Here is a 23,770-nt window from a genome sequence, read left to right as displayed (position 1 = left end):
CCCGCCTCAGTCGGAGGCGCAGGCGCGGGAGTCCACGAGCGCCTGCACCCCGTCCAGGACCCGCTCCAGCCCGAAGGAGAACTCGTGGTCCGGGTCGTAGACGGACCGGTGGGCCCGGCCCACCGCCGTCCCCACCCGTGAGGCGATCGGGAACCGGGCGTCGTCGGCCAGAGCCGTCAGCGGCGGCTCGTAGGTCCGCCACCACTGTTCGTCGTCCATGCCGGACTCCCGGGCGACCTGCTCGGCGCCCAGTGTCTTGCGCACGGTGCTCTCCACGTAGCCGTTGACCAGGTTGACCGTCGAGTCCATCTCCACGTCGCTCAACCCCAGGCCGTCCACGGCGGAGAGTTCGTGGTCGTACTTGGCGATCAGGTGGGGGCCCAGCAGGCGCAGGGTGACCACCTGCAACATCCACGGGTGGCGTACGTACAGCTCCCGGTCGGCGAACGCGATCCGCCGCAGACGCTCGCGCCAGGTACCGGAGCGGTCGTCGGTGTCCAGGTCCCCGTAGGCGGCGTCGACCATGAGGTCGAGGAGTTCGCCCTTGCCTGGGACGTAGGTGTACAGCGACATCGTGCCCACGCCGAGCGCGTCGGCGACCCGGCGCATCGACAGCGCCGTGATGCCCTCGGAGTCGGCGAGTTCGGTGGCGGCGGCCACGATCCGGTCGATGGTCAGCCCGGGTCCGCCCCGGCGGCGGCCGGCCGGCTCCCGGGTGCGCCACAGGAGGGACAGGCTGCGCGCGGGATCGCCGCTCTTGCTGTGCTGCGAGGGCATCGGTCCGTCCTGGTCCGGGTCCGTAGGGCGTACGGGTCAGTGTACGCCCGTGGACGTCCGGTGGCCCGGTGACGGCGGGCGACGTCGTGTCCGGCGACCTCGGCGATGCCCTCGTGGTGACGGAGCAGTGTGGTGAACACACGGACGGCGGTGGACCTGCCGGCGCCGTTGGGGCCGAGGAGGACGTGCACGGTGCCGGGTGCGACCTCCAGATCGACACCGCGCAGGGCCCACCGGTCCTCGAACCTGCGGCCGAGCGCGCGTGCGCTGATCGCGAGATGTGGGGACGCCATGTCCCCCCTTCCTTTCGTGCTACGTACAGTACGGCGTACGGACCAGGAGACACGGCGCCTCACCGGTTCATTCCATAGGGCGTAAGGAATTCTCGGGTCTGCCTGTCGTGGCGGGTGGTGCCAGGTGCTTCAGTCCTCGGCGAGGAAGGCGCCGGCGGCCGCGGCGTCTGCGGCGATCCGGGCGGCGCGGCGCACGTGCGCCGCTTCGACCGGCTCTCGGCACACCAGCAGGCGATGGTAGATCGGGGCCACCGCGGCCCGCACCACCTCCTCCGCGTCGGTCCCCTCGGGGGCCTCGCCCCGGGCGACGGCCTCGCTCACGAGTACCGCCGAACGTCGGTGGCGGTCGGCCATGAAGGTGCGGAGCGCCGCCGCGGCGGCCTCCGATTCGAAGGCCGCGGCGATCGCCGCGTAGGACACCCGTCGTTCCGGCGCGACGGTGAAGCCCTCGGCGACCTCCGTGTTCAGGGCGACCAGGTCCGAGTGCAGGGCACCGGTGCGGGCGGGTTCCCAGGGGAGGGAGGCCGACCATTCCAGGGCATGGGTGAGGAGCCCGTCCACCCCGCCCCAGCGGCGGTAGATGGTGGCCTTGTGGACCCCGGAGTGGGCGGCGATGAGGTCCACGCTGATCCGCTGGTATCCGTGTTCGCCCAGGTGGTCGAGGGTGGCCTGGAGGACGGCGGTGGTGTTGCGCGCGGTCCGGCCGCCCGGCCGGGCGTTTCCGGTGTCACTCGTGTCGGAACTCATAATGCAACTGTAGTTGCGTTTGGTGTCGCCTCGTGTCATTCTGCTCATGCGACAAAAGTCGCATTAGTCTGCCCGAGGAGGAGATCGTCATGGGTCCACGTCGTCGGATGCCGCGCCCACCGTCCATCTCCGACCTCCTCGGGAGGCCTCATGACCTTCGCCGTGGTCTGCGACCGGCTCACCTTCTCCTGGCCTGACGGCACGACCCCGATCCGCGACCTGGACGTCACCTTCGGCACCGGACGCACCGGGCTGATCGGACGCAACGGGACCGGCAAGTCCACCCTGCTCCGGCTGGTCGCCGGACACCTCACCCCGACCTCCGGCACCATCGCCGTCGACGGGGACGTGGGCCACCTGGCCCAGTCGACGCCCCTGGCCGCCGATGCCACCGTCGCCGAGCTGCTCGGCATCGAGCGGACGCGCCTCGCACTGCACGCCGTCGAGGCCGGGGGGACCGACCCGGCCGACTTCGCCGCGATCGGTGACGACTGGGACATCGAGGAACGTGCCCTCGCCCACCTGGAGCGGTTCGGCCTCGACCTGGGTGTGCGGTCCCACGCTCCGTTGGACCGTCGGGTCGCCGCACTCTCCGGAGGGGAGAGCATCCTGACCGCGCTGGCCGGGATCGCGTTGCGCCGACCCGCCGTCACCCTGCTGGACGAACCCACCAACAACCTCGACCGGCCCGCCCGTGAGCGTCTGTACCGGGCCGTCGAGCACTGGCCCGGGGTACTCGTCGTGGTCGGCCACGACCCGGAGCTTCTGGGCCTGGTCGACCGGATCGCCGAACTCCGGGACGGGCACCTGCGCACTTGGGGAGGGGACTTCACCGCCTACACCGAGCAGGTCGCGGCCGAACAGGAGGCCGCGCGACGGGCGGTCCGTGCCGCCGAGGGCGGAGTGCGTCGCGAGCGACGACAACTCGCCGAGGCCCAGGTCAAGCTGGCCCGGCGGGTCCGCTTCGGGCAGAAGAAGTACGACACCAAGCGTGAGCCGCGCGTCATCATGAACCAGCGCAAGCGGGAGGCGCAGGTGTCCGCCGGCAAGCACCGCGCCACGCTGGAGGAGCGACTGTCGCGGGCACGCGAGGAACGGGACCGGGCCGAGGAGACGGTGCGCGACGACCCCGCCATCCGGATCCACCTGCCGCACACCGAGGTTCCGGCCGGACAGGACGTGCTCCTCCTCGAACGGTGGTCATCGGGTGCCGAGACCGACCTGATCGCCCGGGGCGCCTCGCCGCGAGGCCCGGGAAAGGAGTCCGCTCAGGGCCCGGGCCCGGCCGCGGACGGACGGTGGTCCCTGCGCGGACCCGAACGTGTGGCGATCGTCGGGCCGAACGGTTCGGGCAAGACCACCCTGGTGCGCGCGATCGTCGCCGCGGCGCGGGGGAGCCGGACCGTGCCCCCCGGGTACGGGCCGCCCGTGCGGGTCGCCCACGTGACCGACCGGGTGGGCTACCTGCCCCAACGACTCGACCTCCCGGACGGGGAACCGAGCGTGCTCGACCACCTGCGCGCCGCGGCGCCCTCGGCCTCGGAGCAGGTCGTGCGCGCCGGACTGGCCCGGTTCCTGCTGCGCGGTGATCGGGTGGAGCGGCGGGTCGCGGACCTGTCCGGAGGCGAGCGCTTCCGGGTGGCACTGGCCCGCCTCCTGCTCGCCGACGCGCCGCCACGCCTGCTGATCCTGGACGAGCCCACCAACAACCTCGACCTGGAGAGCCGGGCACAGCTGGTGCAGGCCCTGGGCGCCTACCGGGGCGCGCTGTTGGTGGTCGGCCACGATCACGTCTTCCTGGAGGAGATCGGGGTGCGGCGACGGTGGGCGGTGGAACGCGGCCGGCCCCCGGTGGAGGTGGTGGGCTCGGGTGGAGGGCCCTCCTAGCGGAAGAGGTGCGCGTTCTCCTCGACCCATGCGGCGAAGGTGCGCGCCGGTCGGCCGGTCACCCGTTCGACGGTGTCCTGCACCCGTCCGCCGACCTCGGGCGGGTCCACGGCCAGCGCGTGGGCGAAGGCCACGTACTCCTCGTCGTGGCCCTGGGCGCGCAGGGACGCGACCAGTTCCTCCGGGGTGAGGACGACCAGGGTGACCTCGCGGTCGAGGGCGCGGGCGAGCACGTCGACCCGTTGTCGGAGCGTGAGCGCCTCCGGTCCGGTGAGGAGGAGGCTGTGGCCCCCGTGCCCGTCCTGTGTGAGCGCGGTGACCGCGACCGACGCGATGTCGGCCTCGTGCACCACGGCGCTCGGGCCCGGGCCCGGCTCGCGCACGATCCCCTCGGCACGGATCGACGCGGCCCAGGCGGTCGTGTTGGCCATGAACTCGACCGGGTTCAGGAAGGTCCAGGCGAGGCGGCTGTCGCGCAGGGCCGCCTGGACGCCCCCCTCGTAGAAGTCGGACAGCACCGTCACCCGGCGCACACCGGCGGCCTCGGCCAGTTCCACCAAGCGCGGCCCGGTCTCCAGGGGGGCGTGGTCGTCGCCGCCGAAGGTGACCAGGTGCAGCCCGGTCACCCCGTCCATGTGGGGCACGAGCGACTCCGGGGCGGTGAGGTCGCCCCGGACCACCTCGACCCCCTGCGGCAGCAGGGGCCGTGCCCGATCGACGTCGCGGGTGAGGGCGCGTACCGGGTGGCCGGTCTCCAGGAGTCGGCGGACGATCGCGCGCCCGACGGTTCCGGTGGCACCGGTGACGAGGTAGGTCATGGCCTCTCCCGAGGGAAGGAAAGTCGTCGGTTGTGCCGTACAGCGTACGACATCCTTCAGGGTTTGGCCGGACAGCCCACCAAGTGGTCCTCCACCACACCGGTGGCCTGGAGGTAGGAGTAGATGATGGTACCGCCCACGAAGGTGAACCCGCGGCGCTTGAGGTCCCGACTCAGCCGGTCGGCGAGCGGTGTGGTCACCGGCACCTCCTCGGGCGCGGTCCAGTGTCCGATCACCGGTACGCCGTCCACCCGGTCCCACAGATAGGCGTCGAAGCTCCCGCACTCCTCGCGCACCCGGAGGAAGGCCTGGGCGTTGCGCACCGCCGAGCCGATCTTGAGGCGGTTGCGGATGATGCCCGCGTCCGCGAGCAGCCGGACCGTGTCGTCCTCCCCGTAGCCGGCGATCCGCTCCACGTCGAAACCGTCCATCGCGCGCCGGTAGTTCTCCCGTTTGTTCAGCACGGTCGCCCAGGACAGCCCCGCCTGGGCCCCTTCCAGGACGAGCATCTCGAACAGGTACCGGTCCTCGTGGGAGGGGCGCCCCCACTCGGTGTCGTGGTACTCGGTCATGAGATCGGACGCGTTCCGAGCCCAGGAACAGCGTCGATCGTCGCCGGGGGTCATGGGGTCTCCTCGTGTGCGGGTCGCGGTGGGCCCGATCATCGTCCCCGACACCCCGGACGATCCGTGGCGCGTACGCGCCCGAAAACGCGTTGAGGGGCGCCCACCCGCGGGGGAGGATGTGCGGGTGACGAACAAGGAAGCGCGGGCCCGGCGACGCCCGGACGGGCCCCCTCGGGTGCGCCTGGTGGAGATGACCGCACCGGTCCTGGCCGCCCTGAAGGACGGTGACACGGCGACCGCGGGGCGACTGGTGGGGGCCACGCTGGGCGCCCACTTCGCCGACGAGGAGATGCGGTGGCTCACCGGGCTCCGGCTGGACCAGCTGAGGGCGGTGCCCTCCCGCGCCGGGTGGCTGACCGACGTGGTGCTGGACGCCGACGACGGCCGTGCGGTCGGCCACGCCGGTTTCCACGGCCCACCGGACGAGCGACGCCGTGTGGAGATCGGCTACTCGGTCCTTCCCGAGCTGCGCCGTCGCGGGTACGCGCGGGCGATACTCGCCGAACTGCTCCGTCGGGCGGACGCGTCGCCCGAGGTGGCCATCGTCCGCGCCTCGATCAGCCCGGACAACGCGGGCTCCCTCGCCACCATCGCCGGACACGGATTCGAGCGCGTGGGCGAACAGTGGGACGAACGCGACGGCCTGGAGATCGTCTTCGAACGCCCGGCCCCGCCGCCTCGGGGGAACGGCGAGGCCTAGCCGGGGTCTTCGGGGACCTCGGCCCGGATCCCCGGGGTCGGGGGTCCGGGCCGAGGGGCGCTCAGTCGGTGCCGTGCCAGGACGACCACAGGGCGGCGTAGGCGCCGTCGGCGGCGATGAGCTTGTCGTGCGACCCGATCTCGGTGATCCGGCCCTCCTCCACGACCGCGACCCGGTCGGCGTCGTGCGCCGTGTGCAGCCGGTGCGCGATCGCGAGCACCGTCCGCCCGGCCAACACGGCGGCCAGGGAGCGTTCCGTCGCGCGTGCCGTGCGCGGATCCAGCAGGGAGGTGGCCTCGTCCAGCACCACCGTGTGCGGGTCGAGCAGCACCACCCGGGCCAGCGCCACCTGCTGGGCGCGGGCCGGGTCCAGCGCCGCGCCGCCCGAGCCCACCAGGGTGTCCAAACCCTCGGGCAGGTCCCGGACCCAGAGGGCGTCCACCGCCTCCAACGCCGCGACCAGGCACGCGTCGTCGCCGTCCGGGGCGGCGATGGCGAGGTTCTCCCGCAACGAACCCGTGAACACGTGGTGTTCCTGGTCGACCAGCACCACCCGTTCGCGCAGTACCCCGGGGGCCAGGTCGCCGACCGGCACCCCGCCCACCAGGACCCGCCCGGAACCGGGGACGTCCGCTCCGGACAACAGGCGTCCGATGGTGGTCTTGCCCGCTCCGGAGGGGCCCACCACGGCGAGCCGTTCGCCGGGACGGATGTCGAGGTCGATCCCGCGCAGGACGTCGTGGCCGGGCACGTAGGCGTAGTGCACGTCCACCAGTTCGATCCCGTCGCCCTCGGGTTCCGGGCCGGGCTCGGTGGACTCCGCCGGCAGCCGCTCCACCCCGCGCAGCCGCGCGAAGGAGGCCGCGGCCCGCTGGATCTCCTCGATCCACTGCGCCGACCGGATCATGGGGTTCACCGCCTGCTCGATGTAGAGAAGGCAGGTCACCAGCGCGCCCAACCCGATCCCGCCGCCGAGGTACACCATCCCGCCGACCAGCAGGGCGATGGCGCTCGGCATCAGGAACGCGCCCTCGGTGACGGGGAAGAGGACCGAGCGCAGGCGCAGGGTGCCGCGCCGGGCCCGGTACAGCAGGCCCACGTCGTCGTCGGTCACCGCGATCCGGTCCGCCTGGACGCCCAGACCCTCGACCGTGCGGCCGCCCTCGGCGGTGGCGGACACGTTCTCCAACGCCCCCGACAGCGCGGACCCCTCCGCCAGGTAGGCCGGTCGGGATCGGCGCAGGTACCAGCGGACCACCGGCACCACCAGCGGGACCGTGATGAGCGCGCACACCCCCAGCAGCGGGCTGATCCAGAAGATCGCGCCGAACAGCACCACGAGCTGGAACAGGTGGAGCGCCAGGTCGGGCAGGACACCGCGCAACGACTGGCCCACGGTCGCCACGTCCGCCGACACCCGGGTGGTGAGGTCCCCGGTCCCCGAACGCTCCACCACCCGGGTCGGCAGCGACAGCGTCCGCTCCACGAAGTCCTCGCGCAGCCGCCGGAGGACGTGTTCGCCGAACCGGTGGGTCGCGCGGCGCGCGTAGCGGGTGAGGATCAACTGGGCGCAGGCGGCCACCACCACACCGGCGGCCAGGAGGTCCACGGCGGCCAGGGTGGCGGTTCCCGCCTCGACCATGTCGATGATCCGGCCCAGCAGATAGGGGCCGACCAGCCCCGCCGCGCCGGCCAGCAGGGTCAGGGTCACCAGGCGCGCGACCCGTCCGCGTTCGGCGCGCAGCAGCGCCACGGTGTCCTGGCGTACCTGGGCCCGGTCGGCGATCGGAAGCCGCTCGCTCATGCCTGGACCTCCCCGTTCTCGTCGGCGCCGCGCAGGGCCAGCGCCCGGTAGTCGGACCTGCTCTCCGCGAGTTCTCCGTGCGTGCCGACCGCGGCCACCTCCCCGGCGACGAGGAGAACGACCCGGTCGGCGTGGTCCAGCAGCAGGGGTGAGGTGCCCAGGACCACGGTGGTGCGTCCGGCCCGTGCCTCGTGGAGGCGTTCGGCGATCGCCGCCTCCGTGTGCGTGTCCACCGCCGAGGTGGGCTCCACCAACACCAGCACCTCCGGGTCGGCGAGCACCGAGCGGGCGAGCCTGATCCGTTGACGCTGCCCGCCGGAGAGGTTGCGGCCCTGGGGTTCCACCCACGAGTCCAGGCCGTCGGGCATGGTGGACAGGACGTCGAGGGCGGCGGCCACGCGCAGCGCCGCGCGCAGCGCGTCGTCGGATCGGGTGGCGTGCGGGTCCAAGACCTGTCGCAACGACCCGGCGAACAGATAGGCGTCGTTGTCGCCGAGCATCAGGCGGTCGCGGACCTCGGTCAGTTCCACGTCGCGCAGCGGGATGCCGCCCCACACGGCGTCGGAGTCGGTGTAGCGGCACAGGCGGTCCGCGACGACGGAGGCCTCCTCGGGGGAGGTGGAGACCAACGCGGTGGCCCTCCCGGCGGGGACGGTGACCCCCGAGACCGGGTCGACCAGGTCCGCGCCGACCGCGGGGCCCGGCCGGTTCCGCCCGCTCCCGACGAGCGGCGGCTCCAGGGCGAGGACCCGCAGCGCCCGCCGGGTCGAGACCAGCCCCTGGGTGACCCCGGTGGCGCCCTCGATGAGGAACAGGATCGGCACGATGAGGATGGCCACGTACGCGTAGACCGCGACGGTCTCGCCCACGGTGATCTGGCCGGTGACCGTCAGCCGTGCGGCCACCCACGTCACCACGCCGAGGAAGACCACGGGCAGACAGGAGCTCACCGCCTGGAACCAACTGGTGGTCTCACTGACCCGGTACCCCTGGTGCAGCAGGGCCTCGGACCGCTCCGCGTAGCGCCGGGCGAAGTGCTCCTTGCCGCCGATGCCGCACAGTACGCGTAGTCCCGACACGATGTCCGCGGCCAGCGCGGTGGTCACGCCCTGGTGCTCACGGTAGGTCCGCTGACGAGCCTGCAACCGGCCGAGCAGCGGGCCCACCACCAGCGCCAGAACGGGGACGCCGAACACGACGATCGCGGCCAGCGGTGGAGACATGGTGAAGAGCAGGATCGCGACCCCCGCGTAGGCGATGACCGCCCCCACCCCGGGCCCGGTCATGGTGAGGATGTGCGCGATGAGCAGGACGTCGGAGGCCTGCACGGTGGACAGCTCACCCGAGGTGACCCTGCGGGAGAGGGAGGAGCCGAGCACGGTGGAGTGTCGGGCCATCACCCGCATCGTCCGGTGCGCGGCGTCCATGCGCACCAGCGACATCGTGCGGTGGCGCAGGATCGACAGCACCGCGTTGAGGACGGTGACCGCGACCAGCGCCGCCACCCACAGGAAGAGCGCGCGGGGGTTCTCGGCGCGGAGCCCGTCGTCGATGGCCCGGGACAACAGGTACGGCGGAATCATCAGGACGCCCATCCACAGGGTGCCGATGAGGGCCCCGCGCGCCACGCGCCAGGGCTGACGGGAAATGAGCCACCACACGAATCGCGCGGAATCGCGAAGGTCGGGTGTGCCGGTGTTGGGAAGGGCGGAGCGCGGCAGAGGAAGAGTGCCCCAGGGTCCGGGGACGTCGGTCGTGCGAGCCATGGGCTTCTCCAGGAAAGGGGGGTCCCCTCATCGAATCAGAGGCCCGGCGCGCGGCGGCCGGGGGCCGTGGGGTGTCCGAGAGCAGGGTGGGGAGGAGGTCGTGCGTTTCGTTGACAAAGCCACCATGGTCACCTCCAGCAACAAAAGTGATTTCTGTGATTTACAGGAGAAAAAGTGACTGAATTCGTATAACGCCTGCGTCACGAAAGGCCGGAGGGCTCATATATCGAGCGAAAACGCGCATCATAAGTGCTTGGCGAGTCGTTGACCAGGAGAGGTGACCACAGATGGCCGACCCGGCCGACGTAGGCGGCGGGAACAGGAAACGGATCTTGCTGCTGGCCGGTGCGGCGGCGCTGGTCCTCGTGGTCGTGGCGACCGCCCTCGTGATGGGGGACCGGTTCACCTGTGGAGGGCCCGCCAGCGGGGTCCGGGAGTTCCAGGGCGCGTGCGTCGGCGTCACCGACGGCTCCTTCGTCTTCGACGACGAGTTCGGGGTGGTCTCCGAACGCATCAAGGAGGAGAACGACCGCGTGGCCGCGCTCGACGACGGCAGACCCGTCGTTCGGGTCGCCTTCCTCGGCACGCTGAGCTTCGACGGTGTCGGTCCGATGGACCCCGTCCGGATGCGCGGAGCCCTGGAGGGCGCCTACACCGCCCAGATCCGCGCCAACGACACCCGCGCCTTCGGTGACCCCACCCCCCAGATCCAGTTGGTCCTGGCGAACATGGGCGGGCGGCAGGAGGGCCGGGGGCCGGTGGTGGAGGACCTCGTCGCCATGGCACGGGACGAGGAGCGCCCGCTCGTGGCCGTCACCGGTCTGGGGGTCAGCATCGAGTCGACCCGTGAGGTCGCCGAGGAACTCCACCGGCACGAGGTCCCCATGATCTCCTCGGCGCTCACCGCGGACGGTCTCGCGCACGGACCCGGGGGGATCGACGACGCCGGGACCGAGGACGACCCCGCGTTGGCCGGGGTCATCCGCGTGGCGCCGAGCAACAACGAGTACGTCGAGGCGTTGAAGGCCTACCTGGAGGGCCTCGACGACCCGGCCCGGGCCGTCGTCGTCCACGACCAGACCCAGCCCGACCTGTTCGTCTCCACGCTGAAGACCGCCTTCGACGAGCACCTGGACACGTACACCGAAGGACGCGCCGTCCAGACGTACGCGGGCACCACGGTCGGCGACACCCCGCCCTCCGGCCTGTTCTCCGACGTGTCCGGCAACGTGTGCGCGACCGACGCCGACACCGTGCTCTTCGCCGGTCGCGCCCCCGACCTCGACGCGTTCCTGGACAGCCTCAGGTACAGCGTCTGCGACCGTCCGCTCCGGATCCTCTTCGTCTCCACCGGCATGAGCATGCTCAACCAGGAGGAGGAGATGTCGATCCTCGAAGAGCAGGACATCACGCTCGTCTACGCCACCGGACAGGACCCGCGGTGGAACGACGCGCCCGCCGGTTCCCCGGACGTCCCCGAGGGCTACGCCGACTTCCTCGAGGCCTACCGGGGGCACTTCGACGAGCACGACCCCGACCTCGCACGGCTCCGCAACGGCTACGCGCTCGTCAACCACGACGCCGTGGCCGTGGCCGCCGCGGCCATCCGCATGACCAACGAGCAGGGGAGCGAGGGCGAGACGCCGACCGCGGAGGCGGTCCATGCGCGCCTGATGTTGCTCAACACCCTCAACAACCAGGTCAAGGCCGGCGGCGGCACGCTCACCTACAGCCCCGAGGGCGCGGGCGAGGCCACGGGCCGGTACGTCCCCATCGTCGAGCTGCCGCTGAGCGACGCCACCGGACCGGAACCGGACCCGCACGTCATCGGGGACTGAGCGACCGCCCGCCGCGACACCGCCGGTGAGGAACCGCACCCGGGAACGGAGGGCGCCGGGTGACAGGCGAGGGGACACACGGTAGAACGGCACGAACGTCCCCGATGCCGTGATCCGGCGCCGACGAACCAGGAGCACATCCTTGACCGACAACCCGTTCCTGTCACCGAGTACCCTGCCCTACGGGCTTCCGGACTTCGCGTCGATCCGCGAGGAGCACTTCCGGCCCGCCTTCGATCAGGGTGTGGCCGAGCACCTCGCCGAGGTGGAGGCGATCGTCGCGGACCCGGCGGAGCCCACCTTCGAGAACACCATCGCCGCCCTGGAGCGCTCGGGGCGGACGCTGAAGCGGGTCGAGATCGTCCTGCACACCCTCGCCGGTTCGGACGCCACCGAGGGCGTCCAGGCGCTGGAGGCCGAACTCGCTCCGCTCGCCACGGGCCACCAGGACGCCATCCTCCTCCACCGGGGCCTGTGGGACCGCATCAAGCGGGTCACCGCCTCCGGCCCGGAGGAGACCCGGCTGTTGGAGCGGTACCGGCTCGACTTCGTCCAGGCCGGCGCCGACCTGGACGACGCCCAGCAGGAGCGCATGCGCGAGCTCAACACCGAGGTGTCCGAGCTCGGCACGGAGTTCTCCCGCAACCTCGTCCGGGCCTCCACGGAGTCCGCCCTGGTCACCCGGGACGTCTCCGAGCTCGACGGGCTCGACGACGCGTGGCTCCAGGCCATCGAGAAGGACGGCGAGTACGTCCTGCCCCTGCTCAACACCACCGTGCAGCCCGCGCTGGCCCGCCTGAACGACCGCGCGACCCGCGAGCGGCTGTACACCCTCAGCGTGGAGCGCGCCCCGGCCAACCTGGAGATCGCCCGACGCGTGGCGACCATCCGCGCCGAGCAGGCCGCACTGCGCGGCTACCCCGACCACGCCGCCTACAAGGTCGCCGACCAGACCGCCAAGACGGTGGAGGCGGTCGAGGAGCGACTGGGGCAACTGGTCGGACCCGCGCGGCGCAACGTCGAGCGCGAGGCGGCCGAACTCGCCGCGCACGCCGGGCACGACATCGAACCGTGGGACTGGCCGTACTACGCCGAGCAGGTCCGCAAGGCCCGCTACGACTTCGACGAGAACGCCCTGCGCCCGTACTTCGAGCTCGGCCGGGTGATCGAGGACGGCATTCTGTACGCGGCGACGCGCCTGTACGGTCTGACCTTCAGCGAACGGTCCGACCTGCGGGGATACCACGCCGACGTGCGGACGTGGGAGGTCTTCGACGCCGACGGTACCGCCCTCGGCCTGTTCCTGCTCGACCCCTACGCCCGGGCGACCAAGCGCGGCGGCGCGTGGATGCACAACCTCGTGGACCAGTCCCACCTGCTGGACGAGCGGCCGGTGGTGGTGAACAACCTCAACATCACCAAGCCGGTGTCGGGGCCGACCCTGCTCACGTTCGACGAGGTGGAGACCGCGTTCCACGAGTTCGGCCACGCCCTGCACGGGCTGCTGTCGGCGGTGCGCTACCCACGCGTCGAGGGCACGAGCGTGCCGCGTGACTTCGTGGAGTTCCCGTCCCAGGTCAACGAGATGTGGGCGACCTGGCCGGAGATCCTCGCGCACTACGCCAAGCACCACGAGACGGGTGAGCCGGTCCCGGCCGAGCTGGTGGAGCGGCTCACCGCGGCGGAGAAGTTCAACCAGGGTTTCTCCACCTTCGAGTACCTGGCGGCGGCGCTGCTGGACTGGTCGTGGCACCGTCTGGAGCCCGGGACGACGGTGGACGACGCCCTCGCCTTCGAGAACAAGGCCCTGGAGGCCGTGGGCGCCCTGCATCCGCTGGTGCGCCCCCGCTACCGGACCTCGTACTTCATGCACGTGTTCGCCAACGGGTACAGCGCCGGCTACTACTCCTACGTGTGGAGTGAGGTGCTGGACGCCGAGAGCGTGGAGTGGTTCAAGGCCAACGGCGGGCTGCTCCGGGAGAACGGCGACCGGTTCCGCGCGAAGGTGCTGTCGGTGGGCGGCAGCGTCGACCCGATGGACGCGGTCCGGGACTTCCTGGGGCGTGAGCCCGGCATGGAGCCGCTGCTCGCGCGTAAGGGCCTGCAGTAGTACGACGGCTCCGCCTCGACGCGTGGTTCGAGGCGGAGCCGTTCCCGTGACGGGTGCCGTGGGCCACCGTGTCCCGTCGCACCGGGAGCCTCCGGAGGCGGGCCGAAGCGCAGCGCGGACCCCGGGAGAACACGGGAAGGCCCGAAGAGAGCCGGGCCTAACCCGCGTCGGCCCCGCGGGCCTCGAAGTTGGGACCGGTCCGCTCGTGCAGCACGATGCCGACCGACACCGACACGTTGAGGGACTCGGTGGAGCTGATCATCGGGATGGAGATGGACGCCGAGGCCGCCCCCTCGAACATCTCCGAGGCGCCGCCCTTCTCACTGCCGAACAGCAGCGCCAGCCGCTCCGGGTTGTCGCCCAGGGACTTGAGCGGCACGTCGCCGTCGGCGTCGAGCACCACCAGCGGGATGCCCTCCTCACGGATGAAGGAGATGGCCTCCTCCCGGGTGGCGAGCACCATGGGCAGCGAGAAGACGTAGCCGCGGCTGGCGCGGATGAGCCGACGGTCGGCGACGGCCGTCAGGTCGCTGTCGACCAGCACGATCCCGGAAGCGCCCAGGGCCAGGGCCGAACGGGTGATGGCGCCGATGTTGCCGACGATCTTCACCCCGTCGAGGACGAGGACGTCCCCGCCCCTCCTGGCCAGGTCGCTGAACCGCGACGGGCGCGGCACCCGCGCGATGCCGAAGTTCTTGGGCTTGCGCTCACCCTTGAAGACCTGGTTGACGACCGACGTCGCGAACAGGCGGACCGGGATGTTCCGCTCCCGGCACAGGTCCATCAGCTCGGCGGAGGGCGGCTGGGTCTCGATCCCGTAGATCTCGATGAACTCCACGCCGGCCTTGATGCACTGGACGAGGGGTTCGACGTCCTCGATCAGCGTGGTCTTGATGTTGGCCCTGGAGCTCTTGGTGACATCGATGATCCTCTGGACCGCGGGATCGGAGGCGCTTTCGATGATGTCCAGGTTGTCCATGGGCCCGTTTCTCATGTGCGACGTGTGGGTGGGGGGTGTTCCAGTCTGCCACGCCGACGGTGACACCACCCCACCCGCGTGGAACGTCAGCCCCGCCGGGGCGGTCGGGGCGCGTCCAGGCCGGCGCGTTCGCGCACCCGGCGGCCGACCCCCTCCACCGCCCGGAGCGCGTCGCGCACGTCCCGGTGCGAAGGACTGAAGGGCAGGTTGTGGATGGTCTCCTCCGGTGCCATGGCCGCCTCGACCACGCGGTCCAGCACGGTGTCGTCGGCCTCGCCCAGACCCACCTCGGTGAGGGTCGTGGGCAGCCCCGCGCGCGCGGTGAACTCGGCGAACTCCTCGATCTCGGCGGTGGCGGCGCCCTCCAACAGGAGCTGGGTCAGGGAACCGATGTTCACCTTCTCGCCGTGGGCGATGCCATGGGTCTCGTCGACGGCCGTCAGCCCGTCGTGCACGGCGTGGGCCGCCGCGAGCCCCCCGGACTCGAACCCCAGACCGGACAGCAGCGTGGTGGCCTCGACGACCGCCTCGACGTCGGGGGTCACCAGGTCGTGCTCCACCGCGTCCAGCGCGGGCAGCGCGTGTTCCCACAGAAGGTCCCACGAGAGGCGGGCGAGCGCGGTTCCGGCCCGCGTGGGGATTCCGGCCACCATGTTGGGCGCGTCGGTCCCCCGGAGCGCACGGGCCTCGATCCAGGTGGCCAGGGCGTCCCCGACCCCCGCGGCGAGGAAGCGCGTGGGCGCCTGCGCCACGAGTTGGGTGTCGACCACCACCAAGGCCGGGTTGCGCTCGTAGAACCGGTAGGACTCGAACGCCCCCTGTTCGGTGTAGACCACGGAGAGCGCGGAGGTCGGGGCGTCGGTGGAGGCCACCGTCGCCGCGCTCACCCAGGGGACCCCGGCGTTGTCACCGGCGGCCTTGGCGGCGTCGATCGCCGCGCCGCCTCCCAGACCGACGACGACGTCGTGCCCGCCCTCCTCGATGACCTTCGCCACCCGCTCCGACTCGGCCTTGGTGGGCACACCGCCGAAGCGTTCGAAGGTGAGCCGTAGATCGGCCTCGGCGAAGGAACGCTCCACGATCGTCCCGACCAGGTCACGGACCACGTCGTCGGTCAGGACCAGTGGGGCTTCTCCGAGCGTGGACACGAGTGGTCCGAGCTCCTCCAACGCGCCCCGCCCTTGGACGTAGCGGTCCGGTGAGGCGAAGACGCGCAGCGACGGTGTGTTCCCGGCCATGCCGATCCCCCTTGGTCGAACGTGCTCTTCCCTCTCGCCTGGCCGGTGCGCGGCCTCGATAAACGTGGCGTGGTCGAGGTCGGACCGTTCCTTTGCCTCAGTCCTCCAGGGCGTCGAGGAGGGCCGCGGCCCGTCGCCGTCGACGCCGGTCCAGGGGGAAGAGCACCGTGAGCACCGCCAGAAGACCCAGGCCGAGCAGGACGTACAAGACGAACGGGAAACCGAGTCCGGAGCGGCCGTACTCGGCCACCGCCCAACCCACCGTGAGCAGGGTGAGCAGTGACAGCACGACCACCATGGTCTTGGGGTGATACGGGGTACCCAGTATCGTCCGCGCCTGTCGTGCCGCCACCTCGTTGGTGAGGGGGTCCGATCCCGGCCGTCCCTCGGCGAGGACCGCCTGGGCGTCCGCGGCGTGCCGCTGGTCGGTGCCGATCGGGTAGCCGTGCACGTCCGCGGCGTCACGCAGCATACGGCCGAAGAAGAAGCCCATGAAGAGACCGAAGAACAGACCGGAGGCGACCCCCGTGATGACCGCTTGCGCTGGAAACGCGTCGTGCATGACGAGGGAGAAGGCGCCCATGATGAGACCGAACAGGAGTCCGGCGGCCACGCCCAGGAGGGCACCGTGTCGTCGCGGGTGGCGGTGGGCGTGCAGGGTGAGGCGTCCTCGGAGGCGGTACCCGGGGGAGGTGCGTTCGCTCATGGGGCCGCTCGTACCCGGAGGGCGTGGGTCGAAAAGCCCGAGGCGTCGGGACGCGCGTGTTCCGACGTCGACCGGGCGCTCCCGCGAGGAACGCGGGCGCGACCGTTCCGTCCGGTGCGGCCGAGGACGCGCATAGGAGATCTGATCCGGGGTACGAGGCCCCACCATGCACGACCCCTGCGAGACGAGCCCCGTGACCAAGAGATCCGCCCTGCTGCGGGCGTTGGCGGGGTGGGCGACGATGTTCCTCGTCCAGGGCCTGGCCATCGCCCTGGCTCGACGCGTGAGCGACTGGACCGCCGATTCGGTGGCCGTCCAGTACTGGACCCAGGCGGTGCTGGTCGCGGCGTTGGTGGTACCGGCGATCCTGCTGCTGCGCTCCCGTGTGGACCGTCGCTCGGCGGCCGGGATGGGCTGGGCGCGCCCGTTCGGCGGCGCGGTCGCGATCGGCGCGGGCGTGGCCCTGGTGAGCGCCCTCGTGGTCTGGGGTCCGGCCCTGCTGGCGGGATGGATCACCGTCGGTCGTGTCGATCCCGTCCAGATACTGGTGTTCCTGCTCGTCAACACCATCGTTCTGGTGCTGTACGAGGCGTTGCCCGAGGAGATCGCGCTGCGCGGGTACGCCTGGACCAACATGCGCGACGGGTGGGGACCGGCGATGGCGACCGTGGTCGTCACGGCGCTGTTCCCGGTGGGTGTGGCGCTCTCGGACGCCTGTCGTCTGGTGGTGGAGACGGTGCTGGGCGGGGACCCGGATCCGTACTCGGCGGTTCCCGAGGGGACGGACCCGCTCGTCTACGTGGTGCAGTTGACGCTGTTCGGTCTGGCCTTGGTGGCCGCGCGACGCCTACCGCTGGCGGGTGCGCTGGGGGCGGCCATCGCGTTCCACACGGTCCAGTTGACGGTCAACCGTCTGATCCTGGGCGGCACGGTTCTGGTGGACTCGGGTGTGGAGGTGACCATGGCCGCACCGGAGGTCATGGCGCTGGTCTTCGTGCACATCGTGCTGGGCGGGTCGTTCTTCGTCGGGTTGCGCATGGTCCTGCCTGACGCGCGGCGGGAGGTGCCGCGGCGGTCGGCGGCCTGACGGAGGCCCGGTCGGCGAGTGGTGCCGACCGCCGTACCGGTCGGCGCCATCCCGCCGCGCGTCGTGTGCGGAGTGCGGGAGCCGGGTGTCGACCTCGCGCTCCGGCCCTTGCCGACGGGAGGAAGGCCCCGCGGAGTGTGGGGGTCGTGCCCCACCGCCACGTCGCGCACGCCGCCGACACGTCGCCGTGTGTCCACGGCCCTCGCGGCGAGCTTCGGAGGCGGCGTACGGACGCCGTCACAGCGGCCCTTGACCATGCCGTAACGGCATGGTCTTCACTGGGTTTCCGATCGCCCCGAGCCCCCGGGATCGAGCGAGGAGGAAACGATGGGCTGGAGCACCCGACAGTTGGCCGAGCTGGCCGGAACGAGCCTGCGCACCATCCGCCACTACCACGACGTGGGTCTTCTGGCGGAGCCCGATCGGCGCGCCAACGGTTACAAGAGTTACGGGGTTGACCACCTGGTGCGCGTGATGCGGGTCCGCCGCCTCTCCGATCTGGGCTTCTCCCTGGCCCGGATCGCGGAGATGGGTGAGGCCGACGCCTACCCCGAGAACGATCTGATGGCCTTGGACGCCGAGCTGGCGCGGACCATCGAGCGTCTTCAGCGGGTGCGCACGGAGTTGGCCCTGGTCCTGCGCAAGGCCCCGCCCACGGACCTGCCGCCCGAGATGGCCCTGGCCGCCGACGAACACGCCATGTCCGAGGCCGACCGCGGACTCATGGTGGTCTGGAGCCGTGTACTCGGACCCGACGCGATCCGGCCGTTCAGCGTAGCGTTGCGGGACTACGCGCCGGAGGCCGTCGACGAGGAGTTCGACGCGCTCGGCGCGGAGGCCGACGAGGAGACGCGCGCGGACGTCGCCACACGGTTGACCGCGCGGGTCCGCGATCTCAGGAAGGCGCGTCCGGCGCTGGACGACCCCTGGCGACAGGCGCCGGAGGGGGGCGCCCGGGCCGCGGACACGCTGAGGACCGCGATCAGGGACCTGTACAACCCGGCCCAACGCGACGTCCTCGCCCGCGTCGCCCACGCCCTGGCCACCGAGGACCACGCCGAGCCCGAAGCGTCCGGCCCCCTCTGACCCCGCCTCGACCCGACGTCGTGGAGGACGTCCCTCCGCACACCCCCGAACATCGCACCGAAACAGGAGAGGCGAACCCATGTCCAGCCCCCGATCCGAGCGCCCACACCGCAGCGAGTACGTGTCCGCCCGCCCGACCCGACCCGGATGGATCGAGATCGTGGTGGGGCTCCTGACCATGCTGGTCGCGATGGTCGCCGTTCTGATCTTCGGTCCCCTGGGGCTGGACCTGGAACCGGTCACCTATGGGTTGGTCCTGGCCGCGTGGTCCGGCGTGGCCGGCCTGGCGGGCTTCGGCGCGGCCGTGCTCGTGCGCATCCGCTCCCTCGCGCCCTTCGGTGTGCGGCGTACCACATGGCGCTGGATGGCCATCGGGCTGGCGGCCGGTGTCCTCGGTCTGAGCCTCAAGTACGTCTGGAACTTCTTCATCATCTTCTTCACCGACTTCGCGGACACCGACCCCCAGGGCATGTACTACGACGCGGCCGGCGGCGGTGTGCTGCCGATGCTCCTGACGGTGCTGTTCCTGGCCGTGCTCACCCCCATCGGTGAGGAGTTCCTCTTCCGCGGCGTCCTGATGAACGCGCTCCTGCGCTACGGGCCGGTGATCGCCGTGCTGTCCAGTTCGGTGGTCTTCGCGCTCTTCCACGGCTTCAACTTCATCTTCCCCGCCGCCGTCATCGTGGGCATCGTCGCCGCGGAGGTCGCCCGTCGCAGTGGATCGATCTGGCCGGCGGTCGTCGTCCACGCGGTGAACAACGCCGCGGTGCCGGCGGTGGCGCTCATCATGGGGTGACCCCGCCCAGGTGGTTCCCGCTCCGCCCGCGCGACGGTGGAGAGCCGCACCTCCACGCCACCGAACCGAGGAGGATCGTTTCCCGAGAACGTCGTTCCGGGGCGGGGTGCCCGGCACCGTCGCACCGGCGTGGTCCACGACCCCGGCGAGGCCGATCCGGGGACCGACACCGGGTGTCCCACCGTCAGGGGAAGGGCTCAGACGGTGGCGGCGACGCGGGCCTTGCGCCGACGTGGACCGTCGCCGGCACGAACGCCGGGTCGCTCCGAGAGACGGGGCGAGGCCCCACCCGCCCGCCGGACACCCGGTCGGGTCAGCCCGTGGGCTCGTCGTCCACGACGACGTCGAAGTTCACGTCGGAGCCCTCGACCGAGGTCGTGGTGACGGTCACGCCCAGGGTCTCTCCACCCGCGGTGAGCTCACAGCGGATGGAGGCGCCGACCTCCGCGGGCAGGTCCTCGGGGCAGGTGAGGTCGTCGGGGGCCTGGCCGACCTGTTCGGTGAGGACGGCGGTGGCCTGCTCGGCGACGTCGTCGGCGCCGACCGCGGAGTCGCCGCCGATACTCGCGCTGAACGAGCAGCCGGTGGCCAGGAGAACGGTCAGCGAACCCAACAGGAGGCCGGTGCGGGGGAGATGACGTCGCGAACGGAGCATGGTGCTTCCTTGCTTGAGGAGGGACTTCGCACGTTCTGACGCCCGCACCCGACGTTCGGTTCCGGTGCTCGTCCCGTCAGAGGAGGTGAGGGGCGTGCGAGCCCCTCGCCGCCGGGGCGCTACGGGATCTCGCCCGGGGCCGCCCCCGCCCGTCCGGCGCGACCCGTCCGAGCGTCACCGGTCACGTCCGCCGAGCCCCGACGCGGCCCCGGGACGTGGACGGTCCGGGCGTCGGTGGGCGACGCCTCCCCGCCGCGCGCGAGGGCGTGCCATAAAATCAGGGCGAGGGCGAACGTCGGGATGAGGATGTCCATGACCAGCAGGAGCCCGGTGTTGTTCACCGCGAAGTCGGCGTTGACCGCCATCTGGTAGATGTGGCCGCCCGCCGCGCCGAAGCCGGTGACGGCCGTGGCGAGCACGAGGGCGACCTTGCCCCGGAACTGGGCACGACGTCCGTGGACCACGAACGCGATCACGGCGAAACCGAGACTGGCGAAGGCCAGTTCGAGTTGGAAGGGGCTCTGCGCCCAGCCGATCGTCCGGGCCGCGAAGTCACCGAAGAACGAGTGCATGACGAAGTTGATCGCCTGGGCCACACCCACGGCGAACAGGATGAACATGTTCAGCAGGATGCCGCTCACCACGGCGCCGGAACGGTGACCCCGATGGCGGGCGATGACGACCCCGGCCACGAGGAGTCCCAGGACGAAACAGGTGGTCATGTAGTTGCCGATGAGGGTGGCGATGATGTCTGAGATCACGGTGGTTCCCGGTCTGCTGGGTGATCGCTGGGCGGGGCCCTCGGACCGGGACACGGTCCGGACCGCCTAGCACCAGGGTGATCCCTCTTCGCCCCCGGGCACCTGTACGAAATGACCAGGACCGATCGGACGACGCGTCCGGGACGGACGTCGTCCTCGCCGACCCCGGTCCATGGCGATCCGGCGCGTTCGCGCCCCCGGGGAGGGCACGATGCTGTGGCAGCGGGAGCAGATCGACACGATCGAGGCCGCGATCACCTCGGCGCGGGCGGGCCGGCCGACGGTCCTGACGATCACGGGTCGGGCGGGTCGGGGTAAGAGCGCGATGCTCAGGGAGGTCGCGCGCCGCGCACGGGGCTTTCGTGTGCTGGAGGGGTTCGGGGAGGACGCGCACCACCAGGAGCCGCTCGACCTGCTGCGACGGTTCGCGTCCGACACCGGGCCGGGGTTCCCCGAGGACTCGCTCCGCGCCGACCAGGACCCGCTCGGGCGCCTCGACGCGCTCGTGTCGGACGGGGGACCACTGCTGATCACGGTGGACGACCTCCACCACGCCGATCGCGCGTCCGTCCGGGCGCTCACCCGGCTGGTCCGACGCGCGGTGGGGGAGCGGCTCCTCGTCGCCGTCTCCCTGTGCCCGGCGCACCCGAGCGACCCCGACGTCCGGCCGCGGCCGACGGGTTGGGGCGGTGACGTGTTCGCGGTGACCGTCGAGGGTGTCACCCTCGCACAGGCGAGCGCCCTCGTCCGGCGCGTGCGCCCTGACGCCGGGCCCGCCCTGGTACGGCGCCTGTGGGAGCACACGGACCGCAGTCCGCTCTCTCTGTCCTCGCTGGTCGCGCAGTACACGGCGGCCGAACTGGAGTCCGCCCGGGACTTCCCCGCCCCTCGTGAGCTGGTGGAGGACGTGCGCCGAACGGTCCACGACGCGTCGCCCGAGGCGTCGGCGCTCCTCAACGCCGTGGCGGTCCTCGGGCACACCTGGAGCGACCTCCCGACCGTCGGTGCGATCGCCCGGGTCACCGATCCGAGCGCGGCGGCGCAGGTCCTGCTGGACGCGGGTCTGCTCGTCTCCGGCGTCCCCGATCCCTCCGTGACCCTGCGCACGGCGCACGTGCTCGTGGCCAGGGCGGTGTACCAGTCGATCCCCCTTCCGGAACGCCGCGAACTGCACCGCCGAGCCGCGGCCGAACTGCGGACGCCCATGGCCGTCCTGGAACACCGTGTGGCGGCCACCGACGACCACGACGACGCCCTCGCCGACGCGTTGGCGCGGGCGGCGGAGTCGGCGCACGCCAAGGGCGCGTACCGCCGGTCCGGGCGCCTGCTGCGCTGGTCGAGCCGGATCACCTCCGCCCCGGGGCCGCGCGTCTCCCGGTGGCTGGACGCGCTCTACGTCGGTATCCGGTCCCGTGACCTCGGGGCCGTCCGGGCGGAGATGCCCCTGGTCGACGAGGCCGCCGACCGCGCCCGCCGAGCCCTGGTCCAGGGGTCGCTCCTCGTGGTGGAGGGGCACTGGCGGGAGGCGGTCACGGTCTTCGCGGCGGTTCCCGAGAGCACGCTCGCCGCGGCGGACGCCCCCACCCGCCACCGGGTCCTCCTGCAGTGGGCCTGGGCCGCTCTCGCCACGGGGCGCGGCACGGAGGAGGCCGGCCGTCTGCTCGACCGCGCCCTCGCGGTGCCCCATCGGGACCCCGCCCTGGACGACGTGCACACGTTCACGGTCGGGTGGCTCGGTCGGAGTCGCCCGGGGGAACGGACCTCGGCGCGGCCGCTCCTCGGCCCGGCCCGGGACCCCGCGCGCACGCCCCTGCGTGCGACCCACATGCTCGCCTGGCGGGGGACCGTGCACGCCTGGGCGGGCCTGCCACGGTCCGCGGAGGCCGACCTGTGCGAGGTGGCCGCGCGCGTCCGGGGCGGACTGGTCGACTCCGGTGCCGACGTCCACCACGCGACCCTGGCCTACGCCTACTGGCAGTCGTGCGCGTGGACCCTGGCGCGGGACGCGATGGCCGCGGCACACGACGCCACCGTCGCGGAGGCCCACCCCCTGGTCCGCGCCGTCGAACCCCTCCTCGCTGCCGTCCAGGGCGACGCCGTCGCGGCCGACCTCGTCCTCGGTGAGCTGGAGGAACGGCTCGCGACGACCCCGTGGCGGGAGGCGGTCCGCCTGTTCGGCGTCGCCGCGACCGTCCGGCACCACGCCGTGGGTCATGCCGAGGAGAGGAGCGGCCACCTCGCCCGGCTCCGTGCGCGGTTCGGAGACCGCGCCGTGCGGGCCGGGGGCGACACCGGTGGACTCTGGGCGCTGCACATGGCGCAGGCGGCCCTCTGGGCCGGGGAGGACGACCTCGCCGAGGAGCACGTGCGCGCCGTGGAGGGCGGGGTACCGCGACCCGACTGGCTCGACTGGGTTCCGGACTGGCTGCGCGGGCTCGTGGCGTGGTCCGAGGGCCGACCCGACACGGCGCACCGGCTGATGACCCGAGCGGCCGCGGTGGACTCCTTCGACCTGCCCCTGTACCGCGCCCACCTCCTCGCCGACCTCGCGCGGCTGACCGCGACGGAGGCGGGTCCGGGCGCCGCGGAGGCGATCCGGGGGCGCGCGCTCCGGGCGTACCGGCGCATCGGCGCCACGCCCTACGTCGAACGCCTCGAAGCGCCCGCGTCGGGGTCGGTGCGGCCACCCGTACCGGACGTGTTCGCGCCGCTCAGCGACCGGGAACGCGCCGTGGCGGCGCTGGTCGTCAGGGGGATGAGCTACGCCCAGATCGCCCGCGACCTGTGCGTCACCCGGAGCACCGTCGGGTTCCACCTGTCCAACATCTACGCCAAGACCGGGGTCGCCTCCCGACACGAGCTGATCGACCTCGTGCACTCCTGGTCCCCCTGACGCGCGGAGGAGCGGAGCGCGAGGACGCCGGGGACGGCACCCGGGGCCGGGCCTTCCCGGAGACCGGGTGGAGACGGATCGCCGAGGCGACGAAGAAGAGCGCGCCCACGGTGGCGTGTCCGGTCACACCGACCGTCGCGTCCCCTCGGCCGTGGAGGCGGGCGTGCGCGCGGCGGGCGCACGGGACCGTCGTCGGGAACGAC

19 protein-coding genes and 1 pseudogene are annotated in these 23,770 nt (G+C 72.1%); 8 read left to right on the top strand and 12 right to left on the bottom strand.

Annotation, left to right across the window (positions count from 1 at the left end; genetic code table 11):
* Positions 1-6: 6 nt before the first annotated feature.
* The 3 genes and pseudogenes from DSY14_RS04605 to DSY14_RS04595 form a co-directional block, all read right to left on the bottom strand.
* Positions 7-777 carry a TetR/AcrR family transcriptional regulator gene (locus DSY14_RS04605; protein WP_211715182.1) on the bottom strand — a complete coding sequence of 257 codons (771 nt, stop codon included), beginning with the start codon at positions 775-777 and terminating at the stop codon, positions 7-9.
* A 65-nt stretch (positions 778-842) separates the two neighbouring features.
* Positions 843-1,070, bottom strand: a pseudogene (locus DSY14_RS28620) (ATP-binding cassette domain-containing protein); the annotation flags it as partial.
* A 129-nt stretch (positions 1,071-1,199) separates the two neighbouring features.
* Positions 1,200-1,817: a TetR/AcrR family transcriptional regulator gene (locus DSY14_RS04595; protein ID WP_211715180.1), complete on the bottom strand. Its 618-nt coding sequence runs from the start codon at positions 1,815-1,817 to the stop codon at positions 1,200-1,202.
* A 150-nt stretch (positions 1,818-1,967) separates the two neighbouring features.
* Here DSY14_RS04595 and DSY14_RS04590 point away from each other — a divergent pair, with 150 nt between their 5' ends.
* Positions 1,968-3,704, top strand: a complete 1,737-nt coding sequence (locus tag DSY14_RS04590) for an ABC-F family ATP-binding cassette domain-containing protein (RefSeq protein WP_211715179.1) — start codon at positions 1,968-1,970, stop codon at positions 3,702-3,704.
* On the opposite strand, the gene DSY14_RS04585 is transcribed toward DSY14_RS04590, so the two are convergent.
* On the bottom strand, positions 3,701-4,522 hold the full coding sequence (locus DSY14_RS04585; protein ID WP_211715178.1) for an NAD(P)H-binding protein: 822 nt from the start codon (positions 4,520-4,522) through the stop codon (positions 3,701-3,703). The two genes, DSY14_RS04590 and DSY14_RS04585, sit on opposite strands and share 4 nt — an antisense overlap.
* A gap of 56 nt (positions 4,523-4,578) precedes the next feature.
* Positions 4,579-5,148, bottom strand: a complete 570-nt coding sequence (locus DSY14_RS04580; RefSeq protein ID WP_211715177.1) for a DNA-3-methyladenine glycosylase I — start codon at positions 5,146-5,148, stop codon at positions 4,579-4,581.
* 124 nt (positions 5,149-5,272) lie between these two features.
* Between DSY14_RS04580 and DSY14_RS04575 the strand changes: the two genes are divergently transcribed.
* The gene (locus DSY14_RS04575) at positions 5,273-5,848 is read left to right on the top strand and encodes a GNAT family protein (protein WP_307851126.1); all 576 of its coding nucleotides are present in this window, start codon (positions 5,273-5,275) and stop codon (positions 5,846-5,848) included.
* A 61-nt stretch (positions 5,849-5,909) separates the two neighbouring features.
* Here the strand turns inward: DSY14_RS04575 and DSY14_RS04570 are convergent, their stop codons facing one another.
* Both DSY14_RS04570 and DSY14_RS04565 read right to left on the bottom strand, forming a co-directional pair.
* The gene (locus DSY14_RS04570) at positions 5,910-7,652 is read right to left on the bottom strand and encodes an ABC transporter ATP-binding protein (RefSeq protein WP_211715176.1); all 1,743 of its coding nucleotides are present in this window, start codon (positions 7,650-7,652) and stop codon (positions 5,910-5,912) included.
* Positions 7,649-9,418 (bottom strand): ABC transporter ATP-binding protein, encoded by a 1,770-nt coding sequence (locus DSY14_RS04565; protein WP_211715175.1) that lies wholly within the window; start codon positions 9,416-9,418, stop codon positions 7,649-7,651. The genes DSY14_RS04570 and DSY14_RS04565 overlap by 4 nt, the downstream gene beginning before the upstream one ends.
* 287 nt (positions 9,419-9,705) lie before the next feature.
* Between DSY14_RS04565 and DSY14_RS04560 the strand changes: the two genes are divergently transcribed.
* The gene (locus DSY14_RS04560; protein WP_211715174.1) at positions 9,706-11,256 is read left to right on the top strand and encodes an ABC transporter substrate-binding protein; all 1,551 of its coding nucleotides are present in this window, start codon (positions 9,706-9,708) and stop codon (positions 11,254-11,256) included.
* 142 nt (positions 11,257-11,398) lie between these two features.
* Positions 11,399-13,366, top strand: a complete 1,968-nt coding sequence (locus DSY14_RS04555; RefSeq protein WP_211715173.1) for a M3 family metallopeptidase — start codon at positions 11,399-11,401, stop codon at positions 13,364-13,366.
* A gap of 157 nt (positions 13,367-13,523) precedes the next feature.
* Here the strand turns inward: DSY14_RS04555 and nshR are convergent, their stop codons facing one another.
* From nshR to DSY14_RS04540, 3 genes are all read right to left on the bottom strand, one after another.
* Complete coding sequence (nshR, locus tag DSY14_RS04550; protein WP_211715172.1) at positions 13,524-14,345, bottom strand: NshR/TsnR family 23S rRNA methyltransferase; 822 nt, start codon at positions 14,343-14,345, stop codon at positions 13,524-13,526.
* Between the two features lie 86 nt (positions 14,346-14,431).
* A complete protein-coding gene (locus DSY14_RS04545; protein WP_211715171.1) occupies positions 14,432-15,583 on the bottom strand; it encodes a glycerol dehydrogenase in 1,152 nt (383 codons plus the stop codon).
* A gap of 97 nt (positions 15,584-15,680) precedes the next feature.
* Positions 15,681-16,289 carry a hypothetical protein gene (locus tag DSY14_RS04540; protein WP_211715170.1) on the bottom strand — a complete coding sequence of 203 codons (609 nt, stop codon included), beginning with the start codon at positions 16,287-16,289 and terminating at the stop codon, positions 15,681-15,683.
* Positions 16,290-16,482: 193 nt separating this feature from the next.
* Here DSY14_RS04540 and DSY14_RS04535 point away from each other — a divergent pair, with 193 nt between their 5' ends.
* From DSY14_RS04535 to DSY14_RS04525, 3 genes are all read left to right on the top strand, one after another.
* Positions 16,483-17,376: a type II CAAX prenyl endopeptidase Rce1 family protein gene (locus DSY14_RS04535; RefSeq protein WP_211715169.1), complete on the top strand. Its 894-nt coding sequence runs from the start codon at positions 16,483-16,485 to the stop codon at positions 17,374-17,376.
* Positions 17,377-17,703: 327 nt separating this feature from the next.
* Complete coding sequence (locus tag DSY14_RS04530) at positions 17,704-18,462, top strand: MerR family transcriptional regulator (protein ID WP_211715168.1); 759 nt, start codon at positions 17,704-17,706, stop codon at positions 18,460-18,462.
* Positions 18,463-18,541: 79 nt separating this feature from the next.
* A complete protein-coding gene (locus tag DSY14_RS04525; RefSeq protein ID WP_211715167.1) occupies positions 18,542-19,258 on the top strand; it encodes a CPBP family intramembrane glutamic endopeptidase in 717 nt (238 codons plus the stop codon).
* Between the two features lie 313 nt (positions 19,259-19,571).
* Here the strand turns inward: DSY14_RS04525 and DSY14_RS04520 are convergent, their stop codons facing one another.
* Together DSY14_RS04520 and DSY14_RS04515 are read right to left on the bottom strand one after the other, a co-directional pair.
* Entirely contained in the window at positions 19,572-19,913 is a 342-nt protein-coding gene (locus tag DSY14_RS04520) for a DUF4333 domain-containing protein (protein WP_211715166.1), read from the bottom strand.
* Between the two features lie 119 nt (positions 19,914-20,032).
* A complete protein-coding gene (locus tag DSY14_RS04515) occupies positions 20,033-20,674 on the bottom strand; it encodes a DUF6790 family protein (protein ID WP_211715165.1) in 642 nt (213 codons plus the stop codon).
* Between the two features lie 211 nt (positions 20,675-20,885).
* Here DSY14_RS04515 and DSY14_RS04510 point away from each other — a divergent pair, with 211 nt between their 5' ends.
* Complete coding sequence (locus DSY14_RS04510) at positions 20,886-23,567, top strand: LuxR family transcriptional regulator (protein WP_211715164.1); 2,682 nt, start codon at positions 20,886-20,888, stop codon at positions 23,565-23,567.
* Positions 23,568-23,770 lie beyond the last annotated feature (203 nt).

Origin of the sequence: Nocardiopsis sp. MG754419, from assembly GCF_018207095.1 — a bacterium.
Classification (GTDB): Bacteria; Actinomycetota; Actinomycetes; order Streptosporangiales; family Streptosporangiaceae; genus Nocardiopsis.
Note: the sequence above shows the minus strand (reverse complement) of the source record. Positions and strands in the feature narration are given on the sequence as shown.